Origin of the sequence: Sphingopyxis sp. H115 (assembly GCF_001468465.1) — a bacterium.
Taxonomy (GTDB): domain Bacteria; phylum Pseudomonadota; class Alphaproteobacteria; order Sphingomonadales; family Sphingomonadaceae; genus Sphingopyxis.
Window position 1 is genome coordinate 90,753 of sequence record NZ_LNSA01000004.1, and the last position, 21,045, is coordinate 111,797.

The 21,045-nt window shown below is 65.4% G+C and carries 18 protein-coding genes and 1 tRNA gene; 7 read left to right on the plus strand and 12 right to left on the minus strand.

The annotated features are described in order from the left end of the window. Nucleotides 1–46 precede the first annotated feature (46 nt). Together ATE71_RS04470 and ATE71_RS04475 are read left to right on the plus strand one after the other, a co-directional pair. Complete coding sequence (locus ATE71_RS04470; RefSeq protein WP_058802245.1) at nt 47–1,171, plus strand: sensor histidine kinase; 1,125 nt, start codon at nt 47–49, stop codon at nt 1,169–1,171. Beyond that, nucleotides 1,168–1,974 (plus strand): LytR/AlgR family response regulator transcription factor, encoded by an 807-nt coding sequence (locus tag ATE71_RS04475; RefSeq protein WP_058802248.1) that lies wholly within the window; start codon nt 1,168–1,170, stop codon nt 1,972–1,974. The genes ATE71_RS04470 and ATE71_RS04475 overlap by 4 nt, the downstream gene beginning before the upstream one ends. A 48-nt stretch (nt 1,975–2,022) precedes the next feature. Here ATE71_RS04475 and ribA read toward each other — a convergent pair whose 3' ends face one another. The 4 genes from ribA to ATE71_RS04495 form a co-directional block, all read right to left on the minus strand. Beyond that, a complete protein-coding gene (gene ribA, locus ATE71_RS04480) occupies nt 2,023–3,078 on the minus strand; it encodes a GTP cyclohydrolase II (RefSeq protein WP_058802250.1) in 1,056 nt (351 codons plus the stop codon). After that, nucleotides 3,075–3,869, minus strand: coding sequence for an exodeoxyribonuclease III (locus tag ATE71_RS04485; protein ID WP_058802251.1), 795 nt, complete (start codon nt 3,867–3,869; stop codon nt 3,075–3,077). Before ATE71_RS04485 ends, ribA begins: the two co-directional genes overlap by 4 nt. 467 nt (nt 3,870–4,336) lie before the next feature. Next, nucleotides 4,337–4,990: a LolA family protein gene (locus ATE71_RS04490; protein WP_058802253.1), complete on the minus strand. Its 654-nt coding sequence runs from the start codon at nt 4,988–4,990 to the stop codon at nt 4,337–4,339. Nucleotides 4,991–5,102: 112 nt separating this feature from the next. After that, nucleotides 5,103–7,418: an FtsK/SpoIIIE family DNA translocase gene (locus ATE71_RS04495; RefSeq protein ID WP_058802255.1), complete on the minus strand. Its 2,316-nt coding sequence runs from the start codon at nt 7,416–7,418 to the stop codon at nt 5,103–5,105. 122 nt (nt 7,419–7,540) lie between these two features. On the opposite strand from ATE71_RS04495, the gene ATE71_RS04500 reads away from it, so the two are divergent. Both ATE71_RS04500 and ATE71_RS04505 read left to right on the plus strand, forming a co-directional pair. Further along, nucleotides 7,541–8,782, plus strand: coding sequence for an FAD-dependent monooxygenase (locus ATE71_RS04500; RefSeq protein WP_058802257.1), 1,242 nt, complete (start codon nt 7,541–7,543; stop codon nt 8,780–8,782). 95 nt (nt 8,783–8,877) lie between these two features. Continuing rightward, nucleotides 8,878–9,576 carry a sigma factor gene (locus ATE71_RS04505; protein ID WP_058802395.1) on the plus strand — a complete coding sequence of 233 codons (699 nt, stop codon included), beginning with the start codon at nt 8,878–8,880 and terminating at the stop codon, nt 9,574–9,576. A gap of 4 nt (nt 9,577–9,580) precedes the next feature. Here ATE71_RS04505 and ATE71_RS04510 read toward each other — a convergent pair whose 3' ends face one another. Continuing rightward, a complete protein-coding gene (locus tag ATE71_RS04510; RefSeq protein ID WP_058802259.1) occupies nt 9,581–10,231 on the minus strand; it encodes an LON peptidase substrate-binding domain-containing protein in 651 nt (216 codons plus the stop codon). Further along, the gene (locus tag ATE71_RS04515; RefSeq protein WP_058802260.1) at nt 10,231–11,142 is read right to left on the minus strand and encodes a tetratricopeptide repeat protein; all 912 of its coding nucleotides are present in this window, start codon (nt 11,140–11,142) and stop codon (nt 10,231–10,233) included. Before ATE71_RS04515 ends, ATE71_RS04510 begins: the two co-directional genes overlap by 1 nt. A gap of 191 nt (nt 11,143–11,333) precedes the next feature. Between ATE71_RS04515 and ATE71_RS04520 the strand changes: the two genes are divergently transcribed. Next, nucleotides 11,334–11,408: transfer RNA gene (locus ATE71_RS04520), tRNA-Gly, on the plus strand. Between the two features lie 195 nt (nt 11,409–11,603). Here ATE71_RS04520 and ATE71_RS04525 read toward each other — a convergent pair. The 6 genes from ATE71_RS04525 to ATE71_RS04550 form a co-directional block, all read right to left on the minus strand. After that, entirely contained in the window at nt 11,604–12,200 is a 597-nt protein-coding gene (locus ATE71_RS04525) for a cation transporter (protein ID WP_058802262.1), read from the minus strand. Between the two features lie 117 nt (nt 12,201–12,317). Further along, the gene (locus ATE71_RS04530) at nt 12,318–15,479 is read right to left on the minus strand and encodes an efflux RND transporter permease subunit (RefSeq protein WP_058802396.1); all 3,162 of its coding nucleotides are present in this window, start codon (nt 15,477–15,479) and stop codon (nt 12,318–12,320) included. A 17-nt stretch (nt 15,480–15,496) separates the two neighbouring features. After that, on the minus strand, nt 15,497–16,759 hold the full coding sequence (locus ATE71_RS04535; protein WP_058802264.1) for an efflux RND transporter periplasmic adaptor subunit: 1,263 nt from the start codon (nt 16,757–16,759) through the stop codon (nt 15,497–15,499). Beyond that, a complete protein-coding gene (locus ATE71_RS04540; protein ID WP_058802266.1) occupies nt 16,756–17,991 on the minus strand; it encodes a TolC family protein in 1,236 nt (411 codons plus the stop codon). The genes ATE71_RS04535 and ATE71_RS04540 overlap by 4 nt, the downstream gene beginning before the upstream one ends. A 65-nt stretch (nt 17,992–18,056) precedes the next feature. Next, nucleotides 18,057–18,395, minus strand: coding sequence for a hypothetical protein (locus tag ATE71_RS04545; protein WP_058802268.1), 339 nt, complete (start codon nt 18,393–18,395; stop codon nt 18,057–18,059). Between the two features lie 49 nt (nt 18,396–18,444). Beyond that, nucleotides 18,445–18,819 (minus strand): DUF3703 domain-containing protein, encoded by a 375-nt coding sequence (locus ATE71_RS04550; protein WP_058802270.1) that lies wholly within the window; start codon nt 18,817–18,819, stop codon nt 18,445–18,447. A 445-nt stretch (nt 18,820–19,264) separates the two neighbouring features. Between ATE71_RS04550 and ATE71_RS04555 the strand changes: the two genes are divergently transcribed. Further along, nucleotides 19,265–19,627, plus strand: a complete 363-nt coding sequence (locus tag ATE71_RS04555) for a hypothetical protein (RefSeq protein ID WP_058802272.1) — start codon at nt 19,265–19,267, stop codon at nt 19,625–19,627. Between the two features lie 65 nt (nt 19,628–19,692). Then, entirely contained in the window at nt 19,693–21,000 is a 1,308-nt protein-coding gene (locus ATE71_RS04560) for a TolC family protein (protein WP_152998644.1), read from the plus strand. Nucleotides 21,001–21,045: the final 45 nt, after the last annotated feature.

Below are 21,045 nucleotides of genomic sequence, written 5' to 3' on the forward strand. Positions count from 1 at the left end.
GTTTCCGCCGACCGCGGTCGCCGATCTTCGCATAATCTGGACCGCCATGCCGCTGTTTCGACTGTCATCGCCCGGGCCCTTTTTCGATAACAAGGTCAGGGCGTTCTGGAATCTGCAAATCCTCGGCTGGACCGCATGGCTCGGCCTGCGCGGGGTGTCGGGGCTTGCCAACGGCCAGCCGCTGACCTTCCTGATCCCGATGCTGATTTCGGCGATTACCGGCTTTTCGCTGACGCTGATCCTGTCGGTCTGCTACCGCGCGCTGATCAACCGCCGCCCCATTTTGATGTGGGGGGTCAGTTTCGGGCTCGCGGGGCTGGCGACAGCGCTCTGGGCGTTCATCGATGCATGGGTTGCGCAAATCCAGAATCCGGCAAGCGAGCTTGGCTTCACCGGGCTTTTGCTCGGCAGCTTCTATATCGATGCGACCTCGCTCGGCGCCTGGTCGGCGCTCTATTTCGCGATCAACTATTTCCTCCAGCTCGAGGAACAGAATGACCGCGTCATCCGGCTCGAGGCGCAGGCGGCGTCGGCGCAGCTCGCGATGCTGCGCTATCAGCTCAATCCGCACTTCCTGTTCAACACGCTGAACAGCATCTCGACGCTGGTTCTGCTCAAACAGTCAGAGCCCGCGAATGCGATGCTGTCGCGCCTGTCGGCGTTCCTGCGCTACACGCTTGCGAACGAGCCGACCGCACAGGTGACGCTGGCGCAAGAAATCGAGACGCTGAAGCTTTATCTCGATATTGAAAAGATGCGGTTCGAGGAACGGCTGCGTCCACATTTCGCGATCGATCCGGTGGTCGCGCGCGCGCGGCTGCCGTCGCTTCTCCTCCAACCGCTCGTCGAAAATGCGATCAAATATGCGGTGACGCCGCAGGAAGATGGCGCCGATATTACGATTTCCGCACAGTTGGCCGGTCAAAATGTTCGGATTGCCGTGTCCGACACCGGCGCGGGATTGTCAGCCGACCGCACCGACCCCACCACAGGCGTTGCAACGGAATCGACCGGCGTGGGTTTAGCCAATATCAGAGACCGGTTGGCGCAGGCTTTTGGCGACCAGCACCGGTTCGACGTCCAGGCAGGCGCTGAGAGCGGCTTCACGGTGGTGATCGAGTTTCCGTTCCAGCCCGATGGGCAAATGACGATTGGAACCGAGAGAACATGACGATCAGAACCATCCTGGTGGATGATGAGAAACTGGCCACCCAAGGCCTGCAACTGCGGCTGGAACCGCACAGCGATGTCGAAGTCGTCGACACCGCCCAGAACGGCCGCGAGGCCATACGCAAGATCAAGACGCACAAGCCCGACCTCGTCTTTCTGGACATCCAGATGCCGGGTTTCGACGGTTTTTCGGTCATCCAGGGACTGATGGAGGTCGAACCGCCGCTGGTCGTGTTCGTCACGGCCTATTCGGATCACGCGATCCGCGCATTCGAAGCGCAGGCGGTCGACTATCTGGTCAAACCGGTCGAGCCCGAACGGCTGGCCGATGCACTCGACCGAGTCCGCCAGCGCCTCACCGAAAAGCGCGGCGCGGCCGAGGTCGAACGGCTGAAGACCGTGCTCGCCGAAGTCGCGCCCGAAGCGGTCGAAGATTATGACGCCGAGACCCAGCCCGACACGCACGCCGCCGACCGCTATGAAAAGATGATCAACATCAAGGATCGCGGGCAGATTTTCCGCGTCGATGTCGACAGCATCGAACGCATCGACGCCGCGGGCGACTATATGTGCATCTATACCGCCGACAACAGCCTGATCCTGCGCGAAACGATGAAGGATCTGGAAAAGCGGCTCGACCCGCGCAATTTCCAGCGCGTCCACCGCTCGACGATCGTCAACCTGAGCCAAGTCAAGCAGGTCAAGCCGCACACCAACGGCGAATGCTTCCTCGTGCTGGGATCGGGCGCGCAGGTGAAGGTCAGCCGCAGCTATCGCGACGTCGTCGCGCGCTTCGTGCATTAAGAAAGTGCATTAGACAAACCATCGCCCCCGCCTTCGCGGAGGCGATGGTTATAACTGGTGCCCGGTCCTATCGCGCTTCGTCGCGAGATATTGCTCGTTATATTTGTTCGTGGGCAGCGCGAGCGGCAGGCGCTCGACGACCTCGACACCCTCCTTTTCCAGCCGCGCGACCTTTTCAGGATTGTTCGTCATCAGCCGGATACGCGAGATGTTCAGCAATTCGAGCATCCGGCCGGCGATCGCGAAATCGCGCGCCTCGACCGGAAAGCCGAGCCGCAGATTGGCGTCTACCGTGTCATAGCCCTGATCCTGCAGCGCATAGGCGCGCAGCTTGTTGACGAGGCCGATACCCCGGCCCTCCTGCCTGAGATAGAGCAGCACGCCCCACGGCGCGTCCGCCATCGCGTGGAGCGCGGCGTGAAGCTGCGGGCCGCAATCGCATTTGAGGCTGCCGAGCACGTCGCCGGTCAGGCATTCGCTATGCAGCCGGACAACGGGCGGGTTCGCGTCGCGCTTTCCGATGACCAGCGCGACATGGTCCGAAGCCTCTTCGGGCGACCGGAAGGCGACGATCTCGGCACTTTCGCTGGCCTCGACCGGAAGACGCGCACGCGCCGCGACGGCCAGCCGCGCGGGGTCGAGCAGCGCGGCGATATCGTCGACGCTGCACGCCGTTTCGGCGTCGCCTGCCGCGCCGCGCACGAAAAAGGCGGGGAGCAGGCCGGCGTGGCGCGCCATCGTCATCGCCGCCGCCGCCGCGCCTTCGCCGCCCGTGGCAACCGTCCTGAACGGACCCTTCAGCGGATTGGCGAGATCGAGCGCCGGATCAGCGATCGCGAGCGCCGCAGCGACCGTTTCCGCGGCGTCCGCGAGGCGGACCGGTCCCGGCGTTGCCGCGGCGCGCTGGTTGGTAAGCTTCAATGTGACGGCGCGTTCGCCCGAAAGCAGGACGTCGCGGCCGGCGAATTCGGCCAGGGCCTCATCACTCGCGCTTTCGACCGCCAGCAGGTCGAGCGCGCCGTCGCCGCCCGCGACGCGGAACTGCCAACCGCGGCGGAGCGCGTCGATCGCGCGCGCAGCCTGCCGGGCGCCAAAAGGGCTCAAAAGTCGAACTCGGTGATCAGCGGGATATGATCCGACGGCCGTTCCCAGCTGCGCGCCGGCTGGACGATGCGGTGCGACACCGCTTTCGGCATCAGGTCGGGCGTCACCCACATATGGTCGAGCCGGCGGCCGCGGTTCGACGCTTCCCAGTCCTTCGCGCGGTAACTCCACCAGGTGTAGAGCGGCGTCGGCGCTTCGATGAAATGGCGCCCGAGATCGACCCAGTTCGATGCCGCCTGCAAACGCGCGAGCGTTTCGACCTCGATCGGGGTGTGGCTGACGACGTCGAGCAGCGCCTTGTGGTTCCACACGTCGCTTTCGAGCGGCGCGACGTTGAAGTCGCCAGTCAGCACCGTCGGCGTGCCATTGAGTGCCCCCGACCATTCGGTCATACGGCCGAAGAAATCGAGTTTCTGCCCGAATTTGGGGTTCAATTCGCGGTCGGGAATGTCGCCGCCGGCCGGAATATAGACGTTGTCGAGCCGGACCCCCGACGGCAGCGTCACCCCGACGTGGCGTGCCTCGCCATTCGCCTGCCAGTCATATTTGCGCACGTCGGTCAGCGGCACCTTGCTCACGATCGCAACGCCATGGTGCATGCGCTGGCCGTGGGTGACGATATGCTCATATCCCAGACGCCGGAACATCTCGGGCGGGAACAGGCCGCATTCGACCTTGGTTTCCTGGAGGCACAGGATGTCGGGGGCTTCTTCGCGCAGGAATTTTTCGACGATGCCGATGCGCGCGCGGACGCTGTTGATATTCCACGATGCAATGCTGGTGCGAGTCATGGGGTCGGCTCTATCGGCGCGGAAGGTTGTTCGCAATGCGATTGCGGCGCCGGCTCGCTCCCCCGCCCAGCTTCCATTTCAAGATATGCTGTTGGGAGGCCGGGGGAGGAGCGGGCCGGCGCCGCGTGCCGCGTGCCGCGTCAGCGGCCGAAAACATGCCGGACACATTAAACCCCCGTCCCAGGGGCGGTGGAACGGGGGTTCAAGGTCAGCGTTCGTCACGCTCTTGAATGAAGGTGCCTGGCGATCCGGGTGGGGCAACAGGGGGAAACCCAAATCCCGAGGCCGTGTCGGCGCCTTCGAGAGTTGAAATAGACACCCTTCCCTGTCGCCAAGCTGAACGAAAGGCCCGGTGCGGCGCCGTTCTGGCAGTTCGTCGATGCGGGACGTCCGTTGGTCTGGAAAAAACGCGCCGAACCGCTTTTGGGGTTCGGCGCGCTGTTTGAGCGACCGTCGGTTGGGGGGCGTCAGCCTGCGCGGCCGCGTTGTTTCGGACGCGGGTCGGTCCATTTGAAGGCCGAATCGGCCACGACGACATTGAACTTCTGGTTGCTGAGGTCGATGCGCGTGCGGTTGTTCTGCGAATCGAGCGCGACCCAGCCGCGCAGGCGCAACCCGCCCGGCGCCGCCCGGTCGCGGACGAACACCATCGTGATCGTCCCATATTCGGGACGCTTCGGGTCCTTGACCTCGACACTCAGCACGTCGTCATTGCCGGTCGGCATGATCTTGGCATATTTCGATAGGTCGCGGTCGGGATCGAGCAACGCGCCGAGCGGCGAATTTTTGACCGGCCAGCGCTGCACCTGTTTCACTTCATAGTCGATCATCGTCAGCGAACTGCCGTCGCCGACGATCAGCAGCGGTACGCCCTTTTGATACTGGAACCGGATCTTGCCGGGACGCTTCAGGGTCAGCTGGCCGCTCAGCCGTTGTCCGTTGCGGTCGGTCTGGACGAAATTCGCCGTCATCGAATTGGTCGACTTCAGATGCGACTGCACCGATGCGAGCGCACTCGACGACGACTGCGCGATCGCGGGCGCGCCGACCGCAAGGCCGGCGACGGCGACGGGAGCGAGCGCAAAAGCGGCGAAGCGCGTGAGTTGTGTCTTCAGGTTCATCTGGCTCTCATTCTTGATTGATCGGCCCTGTCCGTGGCAGGCAGGCATTGAACCCGCGCTGAACCCGGCGGTTAGATGCTGTTCAAGTCGCAGCCACGCGAAAGGTTCCGCCTTAGCGTTGCTGCCCATATTGGTCGGTCAGCACGTCGCGGCGGCCGACATGGTTGGGCGGACTGACCAAGCCTTCGTCCTCCATCCGCTCGATCAGCCGCGCCGCGCTGTTGTAGCCGATCCGCAATTGCCGTTGGAGCCAGCTCGTCGACGCCTTCTGGCTTTCGACGACGATCTGGCAAGCCTTTGCATACATCCGGTCCTCGGCGCTGTCGCCGCCCGCAGGCGCACCCTCCATCGCGAAGCCGCCATCCTCGGGATCCTCGGTGACGCTTTCGATATAGTCGGGGCGCCCCTGCGCCTTCCAGTGATCGGCGACCGCACGCACCTCGTCGTCGGACACGAAGGGGCCGTGGATGCGCGTGATCTGCTTGCCGCCGGGGACGTAGAGCATGTCGCCCTTGCCGAGCAGCTGCTCGGCGCCGGCTTCGCCCAAAATCGTGCGGCTGTCGATCTTCGACGTGACGTTGAAGCTGATGCGCGTCGGTAAATTTGCCTTGATGACGCCGGTGATGACGTCGACCGACGGGCGCTGCGTCGCAAGGATCAGGTGGATGCCCGCCGCGCGCGCCTTTTGCGCGAGCCGCTGGATCAGGAATTCGACTTCCTTGCCCGCGGTCATCATCAAATCGGCGAGTTCGTCGACGACGACAACGATTTGCGGCAGCGGCTGGTAATCGAGCGTCTCTTCCTCATAGACCGGCTGGCCGGTGTCGGGATCGTAGCCCGTCTGGACGCGGCGGCCCAGCGACTTGCCCTTAGCAAGCGCGCCGCGCACCTTGTCGTTGTAGCTCGCGAGATTGCGCACCGACAGCGACGACATCATCCGGTAGCGGTCTTCCATCTGCTCGACCGCCCATTTCAAGGCGCGGATCGCCTTCTTGGGTTCGGTAACGACGGGCGCGAGCAGGTGCGGAATGTCGTCATAGACGCTGAGCTCGAGCATCTTCGGGTCGATCATGATCATCTTCACCTGGTCGGGGCCGAGGCGATAGAGCAAGGACAGGATCATCGCGTTCAAACCGACCGACTTGCCCGAACCCGTGGTGCCCGCGATCAAGAGGTGCGGCATCGGCGCAAGGTCGGCGATCATCGCGTCGCCGCTGATATTCTTGCCGAGGATGATCGGCAGCGCGCCGGTCTGGTCCTGGAACAGCGCGCTGCCGATGATTTCGTGCAGCACGACCGATTCGCGGTGCGCGTTGGGCAGTTCGATGCCGATCACCGTCCGGCCGGGGATCGGCGCGATACGCGCCGACAGCGCCGACATGTTGCGCGCGATATCGTCGGCGAGGTTCGATACGCGGCTCGCCTTGGTGCCCGGCGCGGGTTCGAGCTCGTACATGGTGACGACGGGGCCGGGGCGGACCGCGGTGACGACGCCCTTGACCTGGAAATCCTCGAGCACCGATTCGAGCAGGCGCGCGTTGCGTTCCAGCCCCGCCTTGTCGATCTGGCCGGTCGGGCCCGGAGGAGGCGGTGCGAGAAGGTCGATCGACGGTAGCTGGTAATTGGTGAACAGCTCGGTCTGCGGCTTGGCTTTGGGCTTCGATGGCGCGGTTCGCGCGGCGGGGTCGGCGATTTCGGGCGGCGCACGGTCGCTCGGCTCGGCCACCGCGCGTGGCCGCACGACACGCTCCATCAGGTTCGGCGCCCTCGACTCTTCGCTTGCCGGCCGCGCGGGTTCGACGACGCGCCGGGAACCTTCGGCCGATGGCAGTTTGAGCCGCGCGGTCCAGCCCTTTTCGAGCCGCAACGCGCGATAGGCGAGCCAGAGCCCGATTGCGGCGAGCAGCAGGATCGCAGCGATGCGGATCAGCGCGGCCGCCGGGTCGCCGACCCGGGTCAGCGGCGGGTCGATGACGCCGCCAAGGATCAACGCAATGATCCCGCCCCATCCGGCGGGCAAATGGGCATTGCTGTCCTGCATCAACAGCTGCGCGCCGAGGCCGACGAGCAGGATGCCGATGAAAGCGTAGATCAGCTGGCGCAGCCAGTAGGGTTGCGGCACCCCCGCCCACAGCCGCCACGCAAAGATGCCGAGCAGCGGGACGAGCAAGACGATCGGCGCGCCGCCGATGAAAAGTCCCATGTCGGCGAACCGCGCGCCCGCGCCGCCCATCAAATTGGTCGGGCTGCCGCCCGCCGCGGTGTTGAAGGCCGAGTCAGTCGCATCATATGTGAGGAATGCAAGGGTCAGGAACAGCGTGAACAGGCCGAGCAAAGCTGCCGCCACGATCACGAGCGACCGGGCGATGCTCTGGCGGAAAACGGTACGCCAATCGGCCTTTCCGGGTGTGGCCTTGCGGCTTGCCATGCTCTTTGGGTCCCTGTCAGTTAACCTCGGCGATATGCGCATGGGGCGGAGTCGCCGTCAAGCATGGCCCGGCACTTGACCGCGGCCTTTCCAACCGCCCTGCCGCGCGCTAGGGCATCGGCATGAGCGAAACGCAGCGCAGCGATGTCCTGATTTCGGGTGGCGGCCTCGTCGGCCAGACCCTCGCCCTCGCCCTCGCCCGACACGGCCTGTCGGTGCAGGTGGTCGACCCCGCCGATCCCGTCGCGACGATCGCGCCCGGCTTCGACGGCCGCGCCTCGGCGATCGCGAGCGCGACGTGGCAGATGTTCGAGATACTGGCGATTGCCGATCGCCTGGCGGGCCATGGTTGCCCGATCCGCGCGATCAAGGTGGGCGACGGCGCGCCCGACAGCGGGCGCGGCGGCGAACTCGATTTCGTCACCGCCGACGGCGACCCGCCGCTCGGAACGATGGTCGAAAACCGCCAGCTGCGCCTTGCACTCGCCGCCGCGCTTGCCGACACGCCGCTCGTTCGCCTCACGATGCCTGCGGCGGTCGCGTCGCGCGAAGTCGACGCGCATGGCGTAACGCTGACACTCGCCGACGGAACAAGGCTGGCGGCGCCGCTGCTCATCGTTGCCGAAGGCCGCCGGTCTCCGACGCGCGATGCCGAGGGATTCAGCATCGCCAGCTGGTCCTATCACCATCATGCGATGATCGGCGCGGTCGCGCATGAAAGGCCGCACGGCCATGTCGCGCACGAAATTTTCTATCCTTCGGGCCCCTTCGCGCTTCTCCCGCTCGTCGACGATCCGCAGGGGCGGCACCGCTCGGCGTTCGTCTGGACGGTGTCGGAAAAGGACGGCCCCGGCTTCGCCAAGCTCGGTGAACGCGGTTTCGTCGCCGAGTTGCAGAAACGCGCGGGCGGTGTCCTTGGCGCGATGGAGCTCGTCGCGCCGCGCATGACCTATCCGCTGGGTTTTCACCACAGCGCGTCGATCGTCGCGAACCGCATCGCACTTGTTGGCGATGCCGCGCACGGCATCCATCCGATCGCGGGACAGGGGCTCAATCTGGGCCTGCGCGACGTCGCGGCGCTGACCGAAGTGCTCGTCGAGGGCGCACGGCTCGGACTCGACCTTGGCGATGCGGCGCTGCTCGCGCGTTACCAGCGCTGGCGCGGGCTCGACAATATGATGGTCAGCCTGGCGACCGACGGGCTCACCCGCCTGTTCGGCATACCCGGTCGCACGGCCGCCGCCGTCCGGCGGACCGGGCTCGGCGCGGTGCAACGCATGCCGATGCTCAAACGCTTTTTCATGGACGAGGCGCGCGGCGAGGCAGGCGACCTGCCGCGCCTGCTCGCCGGCGCCGAAATCTAGGTATTACTACCTAGGGTTGCGGCAGCGCCGCGCTAAGCATGTCCGTCTATCCCTGTCTTCGCGGCGACCGTGCCGCGGCAAGATGGGGCAGGACCATGTCGGCAAAGAGCGACGCGCTCGAACGGGCGGTAACCGATTATATCCAGGCGCGAACCGCGCTCGACAGCGCGCCGGGCGCCCGGGCGAGGGCGCTCGCCGACCGGATGTTCGCGCGGGTCGCGGCGCTCGCGGCACCGCGCATCCGCTACTTCACCCGCGCCTACGGCCTCGCCGACGTGGCCGAGGATGCCGCGCAAGTGTGTGCGATTGCCCTCCACCGGGCGGCCGAGCGGTACGATCCGGCGCGCGCCCGCTTCACGACCTATGTCAACTGGCAGCTCCGCGCCGAATTGCAGGCGCTGCGCCACCGGCTCCACGGCGACCAGCGCTGCGCCGGCCGCCGGCAGGTCGCCGCAATCTTGTCGCTCGACGCCTTGCACGACGACGGCGATGACGCGTGGCTGGTCGACCCGGCGGCCGAGGCGGCCGCCGAGCGGGGGGCCGCCGACGGGCTTGCCGACCGCGTCGCCGACCGGCTGGTGGAAGATTGGGCGGGGCGACGACGCGCCGGGCTGGCGCGCGCATCGTCCGACAACCGCCGCGTCGAAACACGGGTCGCAGCGGAACAGACGTTGGTGCGGGGCCAGTTGATGATGATCGACGCGGTCGAGCGGTTGCGCGAAAGCGACCGCCATGTCGTCCGCCGCGCGATCGCCGACATCGTCCGTCACGCCGGAACGGCGACGCCGGGCTGACCGGCTATTGCAGCGTTGCGCGACCGTCGTCGCTGTCGAAACGGCCGAAAAATTGCATCATCTGGACCACCAGCTCGGCGCGCGCGTCGATCGGCGACGCTTCGAGCAGCGCCTGTTTCGCGGCGGCGTCGAATGGCGCGACCTGCGCGATGCCGTTGACGAGCGTCGCATCGTCGAGCTGCCCGACCGAATCCCAGTCGACGACATAGCCCTGCCGCGCCGCGAAGCGCTTGGCCTCGCGCTCGAGGCTGGCGCGCTCGATGCTCGCAAGCACCGCCCGCTCCTCGCTCTCGACTTCGATTTCGGCCTCGACCTGCCGGAACGGCGTCGTGACGTCGAGTTCGCGGCGGACGCGGAAGCGCGCGACGCCTTCGAGGACAAGATTGAAGCGTCCCTCGTCGAGCGCCTCGACATCGATGATGCGCCCGACGCAGCCGACGTCGTAAAGCGAAGGCGGCTCGCGGTCTTCCTCGCCCGGCAGCTGGCGCGGCTGGATCATGCCGATCTGCCGGTCGCGCGCCAGCACCTCCTGCACCATCGCCGAATAGCGCGGCTCGAAGATGTGGAGCGGCAGGTGAAGGCCCGGGAACAGCACCGCGCCGGTAAGCGGGAAGATCGCGATCCGCTGAATAGTTAAAGGCGCGTCGGTGTTCATCAGCCGAAAAGAATCAGCGACAGGCGGCGGCGCTGCGCGGCGACCCATGCGTCCTCGAGCCCAACGGCTTCGAACAGCGACAGCAATTTGGCGCGTGCCGCGCCTTCGTTCCATTCGCGGTCGGCGGCGACGATATGGAGCAGGTTGTCGGCGGCGGGATCGCGCCGCCCGGCGCCGATCTGCGCACTGGCGAGGTCGTACCGCGCCTGATGATCGTCGGGATTCGCCGCAACCGCGGCCTCGAAGCCCGCCAGTTCGTCCGCGTCGGGCGCGTCTACCGCCAGCGCGAGCGCGCTGCGCGCCTGCGCAATCGCGGGATCTTCGGCGATCTCGGCCGGGACCATCGCGAGCGCGGCCTGCGCGCCGTCGATATCGTCCGCCAGCACCAGCGCGCGCACCAGCCCGCCGTGCGCCGCGGCATTGTCCGGCGCCATGTCGAGGATCTGCGCAAAGATGCTCGCCGCGCGCGCGCCATCGCCTTCGGCCAGCACCGCTTCGCCCATGTCGATCAGCGGCGCGATCTCGACGGCCAGATCCTTCGCCGCGCTCTCGATCGGCAACTGCGCGAGCAACTGGTCGAGAATCGCCTTCAACTGGCTTTCGGTGCGCGCATTGGTCAGGTTGGCGACCGGCTGTCCCTGGAAGATCGCATAGACGGTGGGAATCGACTGCACCTGAAATTGTCCGGCGATGAAGCGATTCGCATCGACGTCGACCTTCACCAGCACGACGCCCTTGTCGGCATAATCCCCGGCGACCTTTTCGAGCACGGGCCCCAATTGTTTGCACGGCCCGCACCATTCGGCCCAGAAATCGAGGATGACGAGGCTGGTCATCGACGGTTCGACGACGTCGCGGCGGAACGCTTCGACGGCTTCCTTTTCCTGCGGATTCAGACCGAGAGTGGCCACGAAAGATGCTCCTGTTTCCGGTTTTCTACCATTCCCGCCAACGCGGGACGGGCTCTTACGCGCTTATGTGGGATTTATCGGCGATATGCCAACCCTTCGGAGAAAATGCGCAAACAGGGCTTGCCGAGTCCAAAAGCCGGTGCTAATCGCCCGCCTCACCCGCTGGAACCGACCGGTTTCCAGCCGCCAGAGCGGGCGTAGCTCAGGGGTAGAGCACAACCTTGCCAAGGTTGGGGTCGAGGGTTCGAATCCCTTCGCCCGCTCCAGTTTTCCTAACAATTTGAGATACTTACGCCGAATGGCGACGTAATATGCGTCGTTACGCGGGCTCGATTTTTGCCTCGCGTAATAAGGACGTAATATGATGGGAGCGAGCTGTCGGGTGCCTCTAGGGCAGGATCGGCGACGTTGTTCGCAGAGGTTCGAACATTCATCCGCCGACCCGAGACGCCTCACATGCTCTAGCCTCTCTGCTGTTTGGCCTCTTGGCGGGCGTCGCGGAGGATTTCGATCCCGCCCTTGATCGCGATCAGCGCAGCCGCAAATCCAACCAGAAGGTCCGGCCAGTTCGTACCGAGCCACCAGACGAGGACACCCGCGATCAGGATGCCGCCGTTCGAGATGAAGTCGTTGTAGCTGAAGGTTGTCGCGGCTCTGAGGTTGACGTCCGGATCCTGAATGCGCTGCAAGAGCTTCAGGCAAGCATAGTTCACCACCGCGGCGACCGCCGACATGATCATCATCGTCGGACCGATCGGTTCGCTGCCTTCGAAATAGCGGCGTCCTACATCGAACAGGACGCCGGCCGCGAAGACCAGCAGCATGACGCCCGATGCCGTGGCAGCACGGGTTTTCCATTTCAGGCCGTGGCTGAGCGCAACGAGGCTCAAGGCATAGACCGCGGCGTCGGACAGATTGTCGAGCCCATTGGCGATGAGCGCGCTTGAATCACCGAGCCCGCCCGTCACGAGGAAGGCGATCGCGATAGCCGCGTTCAGGACGAGAACGATCTGGAGCGTTCGCTTTTCGCGTTCCCTCCCGGATGCTTTTTCATTCATTGCAAGCTCCTCAATCCTCACCATCCCTAAAAGGAGGCGGAACCCGCTTGGGTTCCGCCTCAGTCAGCACTCCCGGTTGCCGCCGACAGGGGGGAATGGCGGCTGGCCGGGAGGGGCTCAGCCTGCGGGGCTGGGCACGCCGCTCGGAGGCGCCAACTCTTCCTCTTCGGCCTTCGCGGTCCGTCGATGGACCAAAAGGTAGAGCGCAGGCAGCACCAGCAAAGTCAGGATCGTCGAAGAGATGATCCCGCCGATGACGACAGTCGCCAGCGGCCGCTGCACCTCGGACCCAGCCCCGACATTGAGCGCCATCGGTACGAACCCGAGCGACGCCACCAGCGCGGTCATCATCACCGGTCTGAGGCGGGTCAGCGCGCCTTCGCGGATCGCCTCGACGAGCGCTTTTCCGCGTTCGCGCAAATCCTTGATGAACGACAGCATCACCACGCCGTTCAGCACCGCGACCCCGGACAATGCGATGAAGCCGACGCCCGCCGAGATCGAGAGCGGAATGTCGCGCAGCGCCAGCGCCGCGACCCCTCCCGTCAGCGCCAGCGGCACGCCCGAGAAGACGATCGCAGCATCGCGCACCGTGCCGAACAGCATGAACAACAGGCCGAAGATCAGCAGCAGCACCAGCGGCACGACGATCTGGAGTCGCTCGGTTGCGGACTGAAGCTGCTCGAACGTCCCGCCATATTCGATGTAGTAACCATCGGGCAGCACGACCTCAGCTTCGACCTTTTGCGTGAGCTCGTCGATGAACGAACCCAGATCGCGCCCACGGACATTGGCCGTGATCACCGCGCGGCGCTTGCCATTTTCGCGGCTGATCTGGTTCGGCCCCGCCGCGAGCGATATCTCCGCCAGTTCCGAAAGCGGCACGAAGCCGCCGGCCGGAAGTGCGACGGGGAGATTGCCGAGCGACGCGAGATCGGTGCGAATGGCCTCGGGAAGCCGGACGATGACGTCGAAGCGGCGGTCACCCTCGAAAAGCTCGCCCGCCTGACGGCCGCCGGTTGCGGTCGAGACCGCATCCTGCACCGTTTCCATGCTGACGCCGTAGCGCGCGAGCTTGTCGCGGTCGGGCGTGACCGAGAGCATCGGAAGGCCGGTGACCTGTTCGAGCTTCACGTCCTGCGCGCCCGCAATTCCGCCCGCGACTTCCTCGATCGCCTGCCCCGATTCGAGCAACTGATCGAGATCGTCGCCGAACAGCTTGATCGCCACGTCGGCGCGAACGCCGGCGATCAGCTCGTTCATGCGCATCTTCACCGGCTGGGTGAACTCATAATTGTTCCCCGGCACTTCGTTCACCGCCTTGTTGAGCTCGGCGACGAGCTGGTCGCGCGGCTTCCTTGGGTCGGGCCACTCCTTCCGGTCCTTGAGCATGATGAAATTGTCGGCGACCGACGGCGGCATCGGATCGGTCGCGACTTCGGGCGTGCCGATCTTCGCGAACACCCGTTCGACTTCGGGGAACTGCCTGATCCTCTTCTCGAGGGCCTCCTGCATGGCGATCGATTGTGTCAGGCTCGTTCCCGGAATGCGCATCGCGTGCATCGCGATATCGCCTTCGTCGAGGTCCGGGATGAACTCGGACCCGAGACTGGTTGCCGCCACGCCGCTGAGCGCGACGAGCAGCAGGGCGCCCGAGAGCGCAGCCTTCGGCCAATTGAGGACGCGGTCGAGCATCGGACGATAGCCCTTGCCGAGACCGCGCATCAGCCAATTTTCCTTTTCCTCGACCTTGCCAGTCACGAACAGCGCCACCGCGGCCGGAACCAGGGTGAGCGACAGCAGCAGAGCGGCGGTAAGCGCGAGGACGACGGTGATCGCCATCGGATGGAAGGTTTTGCCCTCGACGCCCTCGAGCGCGAAGATCGGCAGATAGACGGCAGTGATGATGATGATGCCGAAAATGCTCGGCTTGATCACCTCTGCACTCGCCGAAGCGACGAGACCGAAGCGTTCGTCGCGGTCGAGCAGGCGCCCGAGCCTGTGCTGAGCCTCGCCGAGCCGGCGGAGGCAGTTCTCGACGATGATGACGGCCCCGTCGACGATGAGGCCGAAGTCGAGCGCCCCGAGGCTCATGAGGTTTGCCGATGTCCGCGTCTGGAGCATGCCCGTCAGCGTCATCAGCATCGCGACCGGAATGACCGCCGCCGTGATCAGCGCCGCCCGGAAATTGCCGAGCAGGAGGAACAGGATCACGATGACGAGGAGCGCGCCTTCGGCCAAGTTCTTCTGCACCGTCGAGATCGTCCGCTCGACGAGCGCGGTGCGATCGTAGAGCGGCTTGGCAACGACGCCCTTCGGCAACGCACGCGAAGCCTCGACGAGACGTTCGGCCGAGGCCTGCGCGACCACGCGCGGATTCTCGCCGATCAGCATCGAGACCGTGGCAAGGACGACTTCCTCGCCATTTTCCGTCGCGGCGCCTGTGCGGAGCCCCGAGCCGATCGCGACATCGGCGACGTCGGCGATCCGGATCGGAACCCCGCCGCGAGTGGTGACGATGATCTGCGACAGGTCGCGCTCATTATTGGCCTGACCCGGCACGCGGATCAGAATCTGCTCGCCGCTGCGCTCGACATAACCGGCCCCGCGATTGGCATTATTGGCCTCGAGTGCGGTGACGACATCGTTGAGCGAGAGATTGAGCGAGGCAAGCGAGGCCGGGTTGGGGGTCACATGATATTGGCGGGCGTAGCCGCCGATCGTGTTGATCTCGGCGACCCCCGGGATCGTTCGCATCTGCGGCCGGATGACCCAGTCGGACATCGTCCGGAGGTCTTCCGCCGTATAAGGCGAACCGTCGGGTTTTCGCGCGCCCGGTTCGGCCTCGATCGAGAACATGAAGATTTCGCCGAGGCCCGTCGAGATCGGGCCCATTTCGGGTTCCATCCCGGGTGGAAGCTGGCCGCGCGCGGCCTGGAGCCGCTCGTTGACCTGCTGGCGCGCGAAATAGATGTCGGTCCCGTCCTCGAAAACGACGGTGACCTGGCTGAGTCCGTAGCGCGAGATCGATCTGGTATAGTTGAGGTTCGGGATGCCCGCGATCGCGGTCTCGATCGGATAGGTGATGCGCTGCTCGGATTCGAGCGGCGAATAGCCTTCCGCCTTGGTGTTGATCTGGAGCTGGACGTTGGTGATGTCGGGAACGGCGTCGATGGGCAATTTGGTCGCGCTCCACGCGCCGACCGCGCAGAGGAGCGCGACCACCGCGAGGACGAGCCATCGTTGCCGGATCGAAAAGCCTATGGTTCTGGCTAGCATGTTATTCTGCTCCCCGATCAATGGTCGTGGCCCGCGCCGGACTTTTCGATGTCGGCGCGAACCAGGAAACTGCCCTTGGTGACATAGGCGGTGCCGGGCTTGATGCCCGACAGGACCTCGGTCCATTCGGGCGACGAACGGCCGAGCTTCAGCATCCGGACCTCATAGTCCTGCCCGAAATTGGCATAGACCACCTTGAAGTCGCGGAAGGGCTGGATCGCCTCGGTGCGCACGGCGAGCGGCACGGTGACGGGGTTGACCATCACGCGGCCGCGCAAGGCCATGCCGGGGCGGAGCGTTCCCGAGCGGTTCGGGATGGTCGCGCGGATGAGCGCGGTGCCCGCCTCAACATTGCCGTCGGGCAGGAACTGCCCGAGCGGCGCGGCCGCGATTTCGGCGCCGTCCTGCGTCTCCACCGTCACCCGCATGCCCGGACGGATAATCGCGAGGTCGCGGGGGAAGATGTTGAAGACGACCGTGGTCTGCGCCGGGTCGGTGACCACATAGAGTGCGCGCCCGTCGGTGACGTCGCCGGGGTTGGCGTTGCGCTCGGCGATCACGCCGCCGACCGTCGCATAGACCGGATAGACCTGGAGGCTCTCGCTCGACTCGATGCGCGCGAGAAGCTCTCCGCGGCGGACGCTATCGCCCACCGCCTTGGTCACCGAGACGACGCGGCCGGGGAACTGGCCGCGAATTTCGGAGCGGGCGGTCGGCGACAGTTGGACGGTGCCGTAGAGTTCGCGCATCTCGCCCACCGTCGCCGGTCCGACGACCGCGGTTTCGATGCCGCCGGCCTTCGCGGCGTCCGTCGCGATCCGGGTGCGCCCTTCGGGGTTCGCATATTTCCAGACGTGCCGCTTGCCGCCCGTTACCGCGACGACCTCGACGTCGAAGCTGTGCGGTTCGGTGACGACACCTTGCCCTGCGAGGAATTTGCCTTGCGGGCGGAAGGTGAAGCGATCGACGTCGCCGCCAAGCCGCGTGAGGGTGATGGCGAGCTGGACATCCTTGGGGTCGACCGGCTTGCCGTCCCGCGTCGCGAAAACGCGGAATTGCGGCTCGGTGCCGTTCTCGAAGATCGTGACCTCGACCGCGAAATCGCCATTCTTGAGCAATTTGCCACCGTTCGGGCCTTTGGCATCTTCCTCGCCTTCGCCCTCGGCGTGGCTTTCGCCTTCTTCATGCTTGTCTTCGCCCTCGGCTCCGCCGCCGCAGGCAGCGAGAGGCACGGCAAGGAACAGCGCCGCAGCCGCGACGGGAAATGGAAACTTCTTCATGGAATATTCTCCGCAAGGGGAGCCGCATCGAAGCGGCCGGTCAGGCGATCGATCTCCGCGAGCAAATCGCGGTAGCGCGTCATGGCCTCGGCCCACTGACCCTGGATCTGGATGATGACGTCGGCGGCATCCTGTACGTCGGCGAACAGAAATCCGCCGCGGGCATAGCCTTCGCGCACCTGGCCGAGCGTCTTCACCGCCTTGGGATAGACGTCGTTCATGATGCCCTCGGCCCGGACGCGTGCGGCGTCGGCGTCGGCGCGCAGCGACGCGAGGCGCCGCAACCGCTCGAGCCGGCTCGCTTCGGATTGGAACTCGAGCTGCCGCCGTTCGGCCTGCGCCCGGGCGATATTGCCCTGGTTGCGGTCGAACCGTCCGAGCGGGATCGAGATGCCGCCAAGAACGGCGACATCGTTGGTCTCGCGAAGAAAACGCGTGCCGCCCGAGACCGTATAGTCCTGGTGCGCCCGGCTCTGCTCGACGACGACCTTCGCGCGGGCCCGGTCGACGGCTGCGTCGAAGACCGCCGCGTCGGCTTCGGCAAGCGGCGGATCGCGCGGGTCGGGTTTCTCGATCCCCTCGGCGATAACGAGGCTGTCAGGAGCGCCGCCCCAGAAGGAGGCGAGCAATGCGCGTGCGGACTGCCGCTTCGCCTGGGCTTCCTTCAGGGCCAGCTCGGCTTCGAGAATGCGGGCATCGGCGCGCGTCTCGACGAAGAGCGGATCCTTGTAGCCGCGCACGCGCCGGATCGCTTCGGTCCGCATCTCCTTTTCGAGTTTGACGCGATCCTCTGCGATCCAGACCATCTGCTCGGCTATCTGGACATCGATATAGGCGCGCTGCACTTGCTGGGCGATGTCGAGCCGGACGAGCCGCCACTGCGCCTCGGCGAGAACGACACCGCGCTCGGCAAGCGCCATCCGCGCCTCGCGCTTGCCCCCGCGTTCGAGCGGCTGCGAATAGGTGACGGTGAGTTCCGATTGCCGGAACAGGCCATAGCCGCCCGTCCCGACGCCATTGTCCATGTCGACCGACACGGTCGGATTAGGACGGACGCGGGCTTGCAGCTGGTCGGCGCGCGCGGCGTCGACCCCCGCTTCGCCCGCTCTAAGCTCGGGCGATGCAGCGATGGCCCGCCCGACCGCCTGGTCGAGCGTTAGCGGCTGGGCCCAAACGGACCCCGCCAGCAGCGCAGCCCCGGCCAACAGGGCGGCGCGCATATGGATATGCATGAATGATCACTCCTGAACGGTTCGACTGAGCGCAGGCCGAAAAGGGGCCGCGCGGCAGGCGTCGTTCAGGCGAGGGGAGGGTTCAGGGGCGGTGCGAGCGCGCGCGAAGCGAGGCGCGTCGCGGGCAGCGCAAAGTGCAGGCCGCCGGAAAAACAGGACAGATCGTCATGACCCGAAAGGGCCTGATCGGATGCGACCGGGCAATTATGGTGACTGCCGTGGAGGTCGGCGTCCTGCTGACCTTTTTGCGTGTCCTTGTCCGACGCATGGCCCGGCTCGACATGGTGCGAAAGATGCGAATCCGTCGCATGGTGCGTCATGCCCGCCATCGCCGGCGCAGCATTGTGGAGCCCGCTGAGCAGCAGGATGAACACAAGCAACAGGCGAAGGGGAGCGCCGGACATGGTCGCGCCCCTAACAGCGAATGACCTGTTCCGGAAGTCCAAAACCGGATCAATCGGTTCGCGCAGCGCCGCTCTCCCTCGATCGGGCCGCTTCGATCAGCGCTTCCAGGGCGTTCGGCATTGGCATCGGCTCGAAGGCGCTCACCCGCGCGCGGCCATTATTCCCTGCGGGGAGGCGGCCGGTCAGCGAACCGAGCGGGACGAGCAGGAACCGCATCGCCTGACCGGCAGCTTCGCGGGCATCCCCGAGCTCGATCGCATAGCGAAACATGTGCCAGTGGGAGGCGAGATGCGCGCCCATATAGGGCTGGCTCAATATATGTTCCCATTCCAGCGCCTGCCACGCAGCGGCTTCATCTCCGATTCGGCGTGATTCGCAGAACAGGCGATATTGATCGCGCAGCAGCGGCTCGATGACGGCCATGCTCACGGGATTTACTGTCGGCGTCACCATCCTCTTTCCCCTTTTTTGTCCAGGGCAGGCTTTTGCACCCTGTAGTAGATACAGGGTCAAGCCCTGATGTTCCGGCAGGACGCTGTGCTTCTCGGCTTCCGATTTACCCCCTCGTCTCACGGGAAGCATATCGCTCGAATGTCGTCACGAACAAAGGAGGCGGGAGCCAATAGCGAAGCGATAGAAATAACAGCAAAAGACAATCGTAGAATTATTGTGCTTAACGCGCGATTGTTCGGCGGATATACTGTTTCTTTAGACGCTTCTGCAACTATAGAGGGGCAAGATGCACTGCTCCCTTACCTGCATGAGATAATATTACGGAGCCGGTTCGGGGGTTCGAAGAGTGCCGCCGAAGTTGATTGAAAATCTTCTACTTTTCACCGCGCCGTTTCGATGCTAGGGGCCGGTTTCAATGCGACGGGTGATCCTCTTCCTCCTGACCCTTCTCCTTGCATCCGGAACGGTTGCGGGGTCGCTCGCACATGCGACCGAGGATCGGGCCGAAGCGAGCCTTTTTATCGCGGCGATCGAAGCCGGCTGCTTTTCCGCACCGGCGACCGAAAGCGCCGAAGTCGACAAGAAAAAATCCTCTCCCGGCGAAAAGCAGCAGGTGCCAGCCGCCGCTCATGGTTGCCATGGTCACCATTCGGGCGTCCCGGCGGAAACGCTGTCGGCAGCGACCGAAACGCCTGCCCCTGAAGCGCATACGCGCATCCTGACGGCCGCCTTGCCGCCCGTCGCCTATATCGGGACGTTCCGCCCTCCAATCGCCTGACGCTCTAGGTCTGCGCGCGCCCTTCGCGTGCGCTTCTCCCTGGAAACGTCAGGAGTCTCTTTTTCATGAAATCCATAGTTGTCGCCGCGAGTCTCGTGGCGCTCGTTGCAGGCGCAAATTCCGCGCCCGCCGCTGCCCAGTCGGCAGCGACGGAGCTGGTGGGACCGCCTTCTTCCGCAGGCGAGGCCGTGCGTACCGGCCCGCTTCCCGCTCGATTGTCCCTCGCGCAGGCGATGGAGGAAGCCGACGCGCGCTCGCCGCGCGTGGTTGCCGCCGAAGCCGAAGTGGAGGCCGCCCGCGGTCGCCAGCGTCAGGCGGGCTACCGCTACAATCCAACGCTCAATGTCGATGTCGAGAATTTCGCGGGCACCGGCCCCTATTCGGGCCTCAACGGTCTCGAAACGACCGTCTCGGTAAACCAGCGCCTCGATATCGGGGGCCGGCGCCGGGCGCGCATGACGCTCGCCGACGCCGAGTTTCTGGCCGCGAAGTACAGGTTGGAGATTGCACGCGCAGATCTTGCGCTCGATGTCCGCAACCAGTTCGCGACCGCTCTCGCGGCGCGCGATAGCCTCGCGCTCGCACGGGAAAATGAAGCGCGTGCCCGTGAACTCGTCCGCGTGGCACAGGCCATGGTCGATACCGGCAACGAGCCGCCGCTCCGCGCATTCCGCGCCAATGCGGCTCTCGTTCAGGCCACCGCCGAGCTACGCACGGCCGAGGCCGAAGAAAGGACCGCCCGGCGTTCGCTCGCGGCGCTCCTCGGAAGCTCGGTCCCGCCTGCCGAGTTAATGGAAGGCGATATGTGGGTGGCACCGGAGACGGTGGACTCGCTCGCGACGCTCGACGTTCGCTTGGCCGAAACCGAGAAGCTGATTGCCGAAGCGCGGCTCCAGGGACAGCGCGCCGATGGCCGGCTCGACCCGTCGGTCGGCTTCGGGGTGCGTCAGCTTCGCGACACTGGCGATCGCGCATTGATCGCCAATGTTTCCGTGCCGCTCCCCGTCTTCGACCGCAACCGCGGCAACATCTCGGCGGCCAAGTCCGATGTCGCTGCCGCCATTGCGCAGCGCGAGAATGCGGTGGTCAATGCTCAGGCGGAGATCGCCAATGCGCAGGCCGAACTCGAAGCCGCAGAAGCCCGCCTCGCGGCGCTTGAGGGCAGCGGCATCGAGCAGGCGCGTGAAGGTGTCCGGCTCGCCGAACTCAGCTACCGCGCCGGCAAGTCCTCGCTCGTCGAATATATCGACGCGCAGCAGGCCTATGCGGCGACCCAAGCCGAGCTGATCGCGGCGCGCCAGGCCCGGGCCGAAGCCCGCGCCATCCTCTCGCGCCAGGCAGCCGCCGACGGCGATGCGGACCATCAGCCATGAGCGCGCCGAGCCTTCCAGTGGACGGAGGCGCCTTCGCCATCGTCC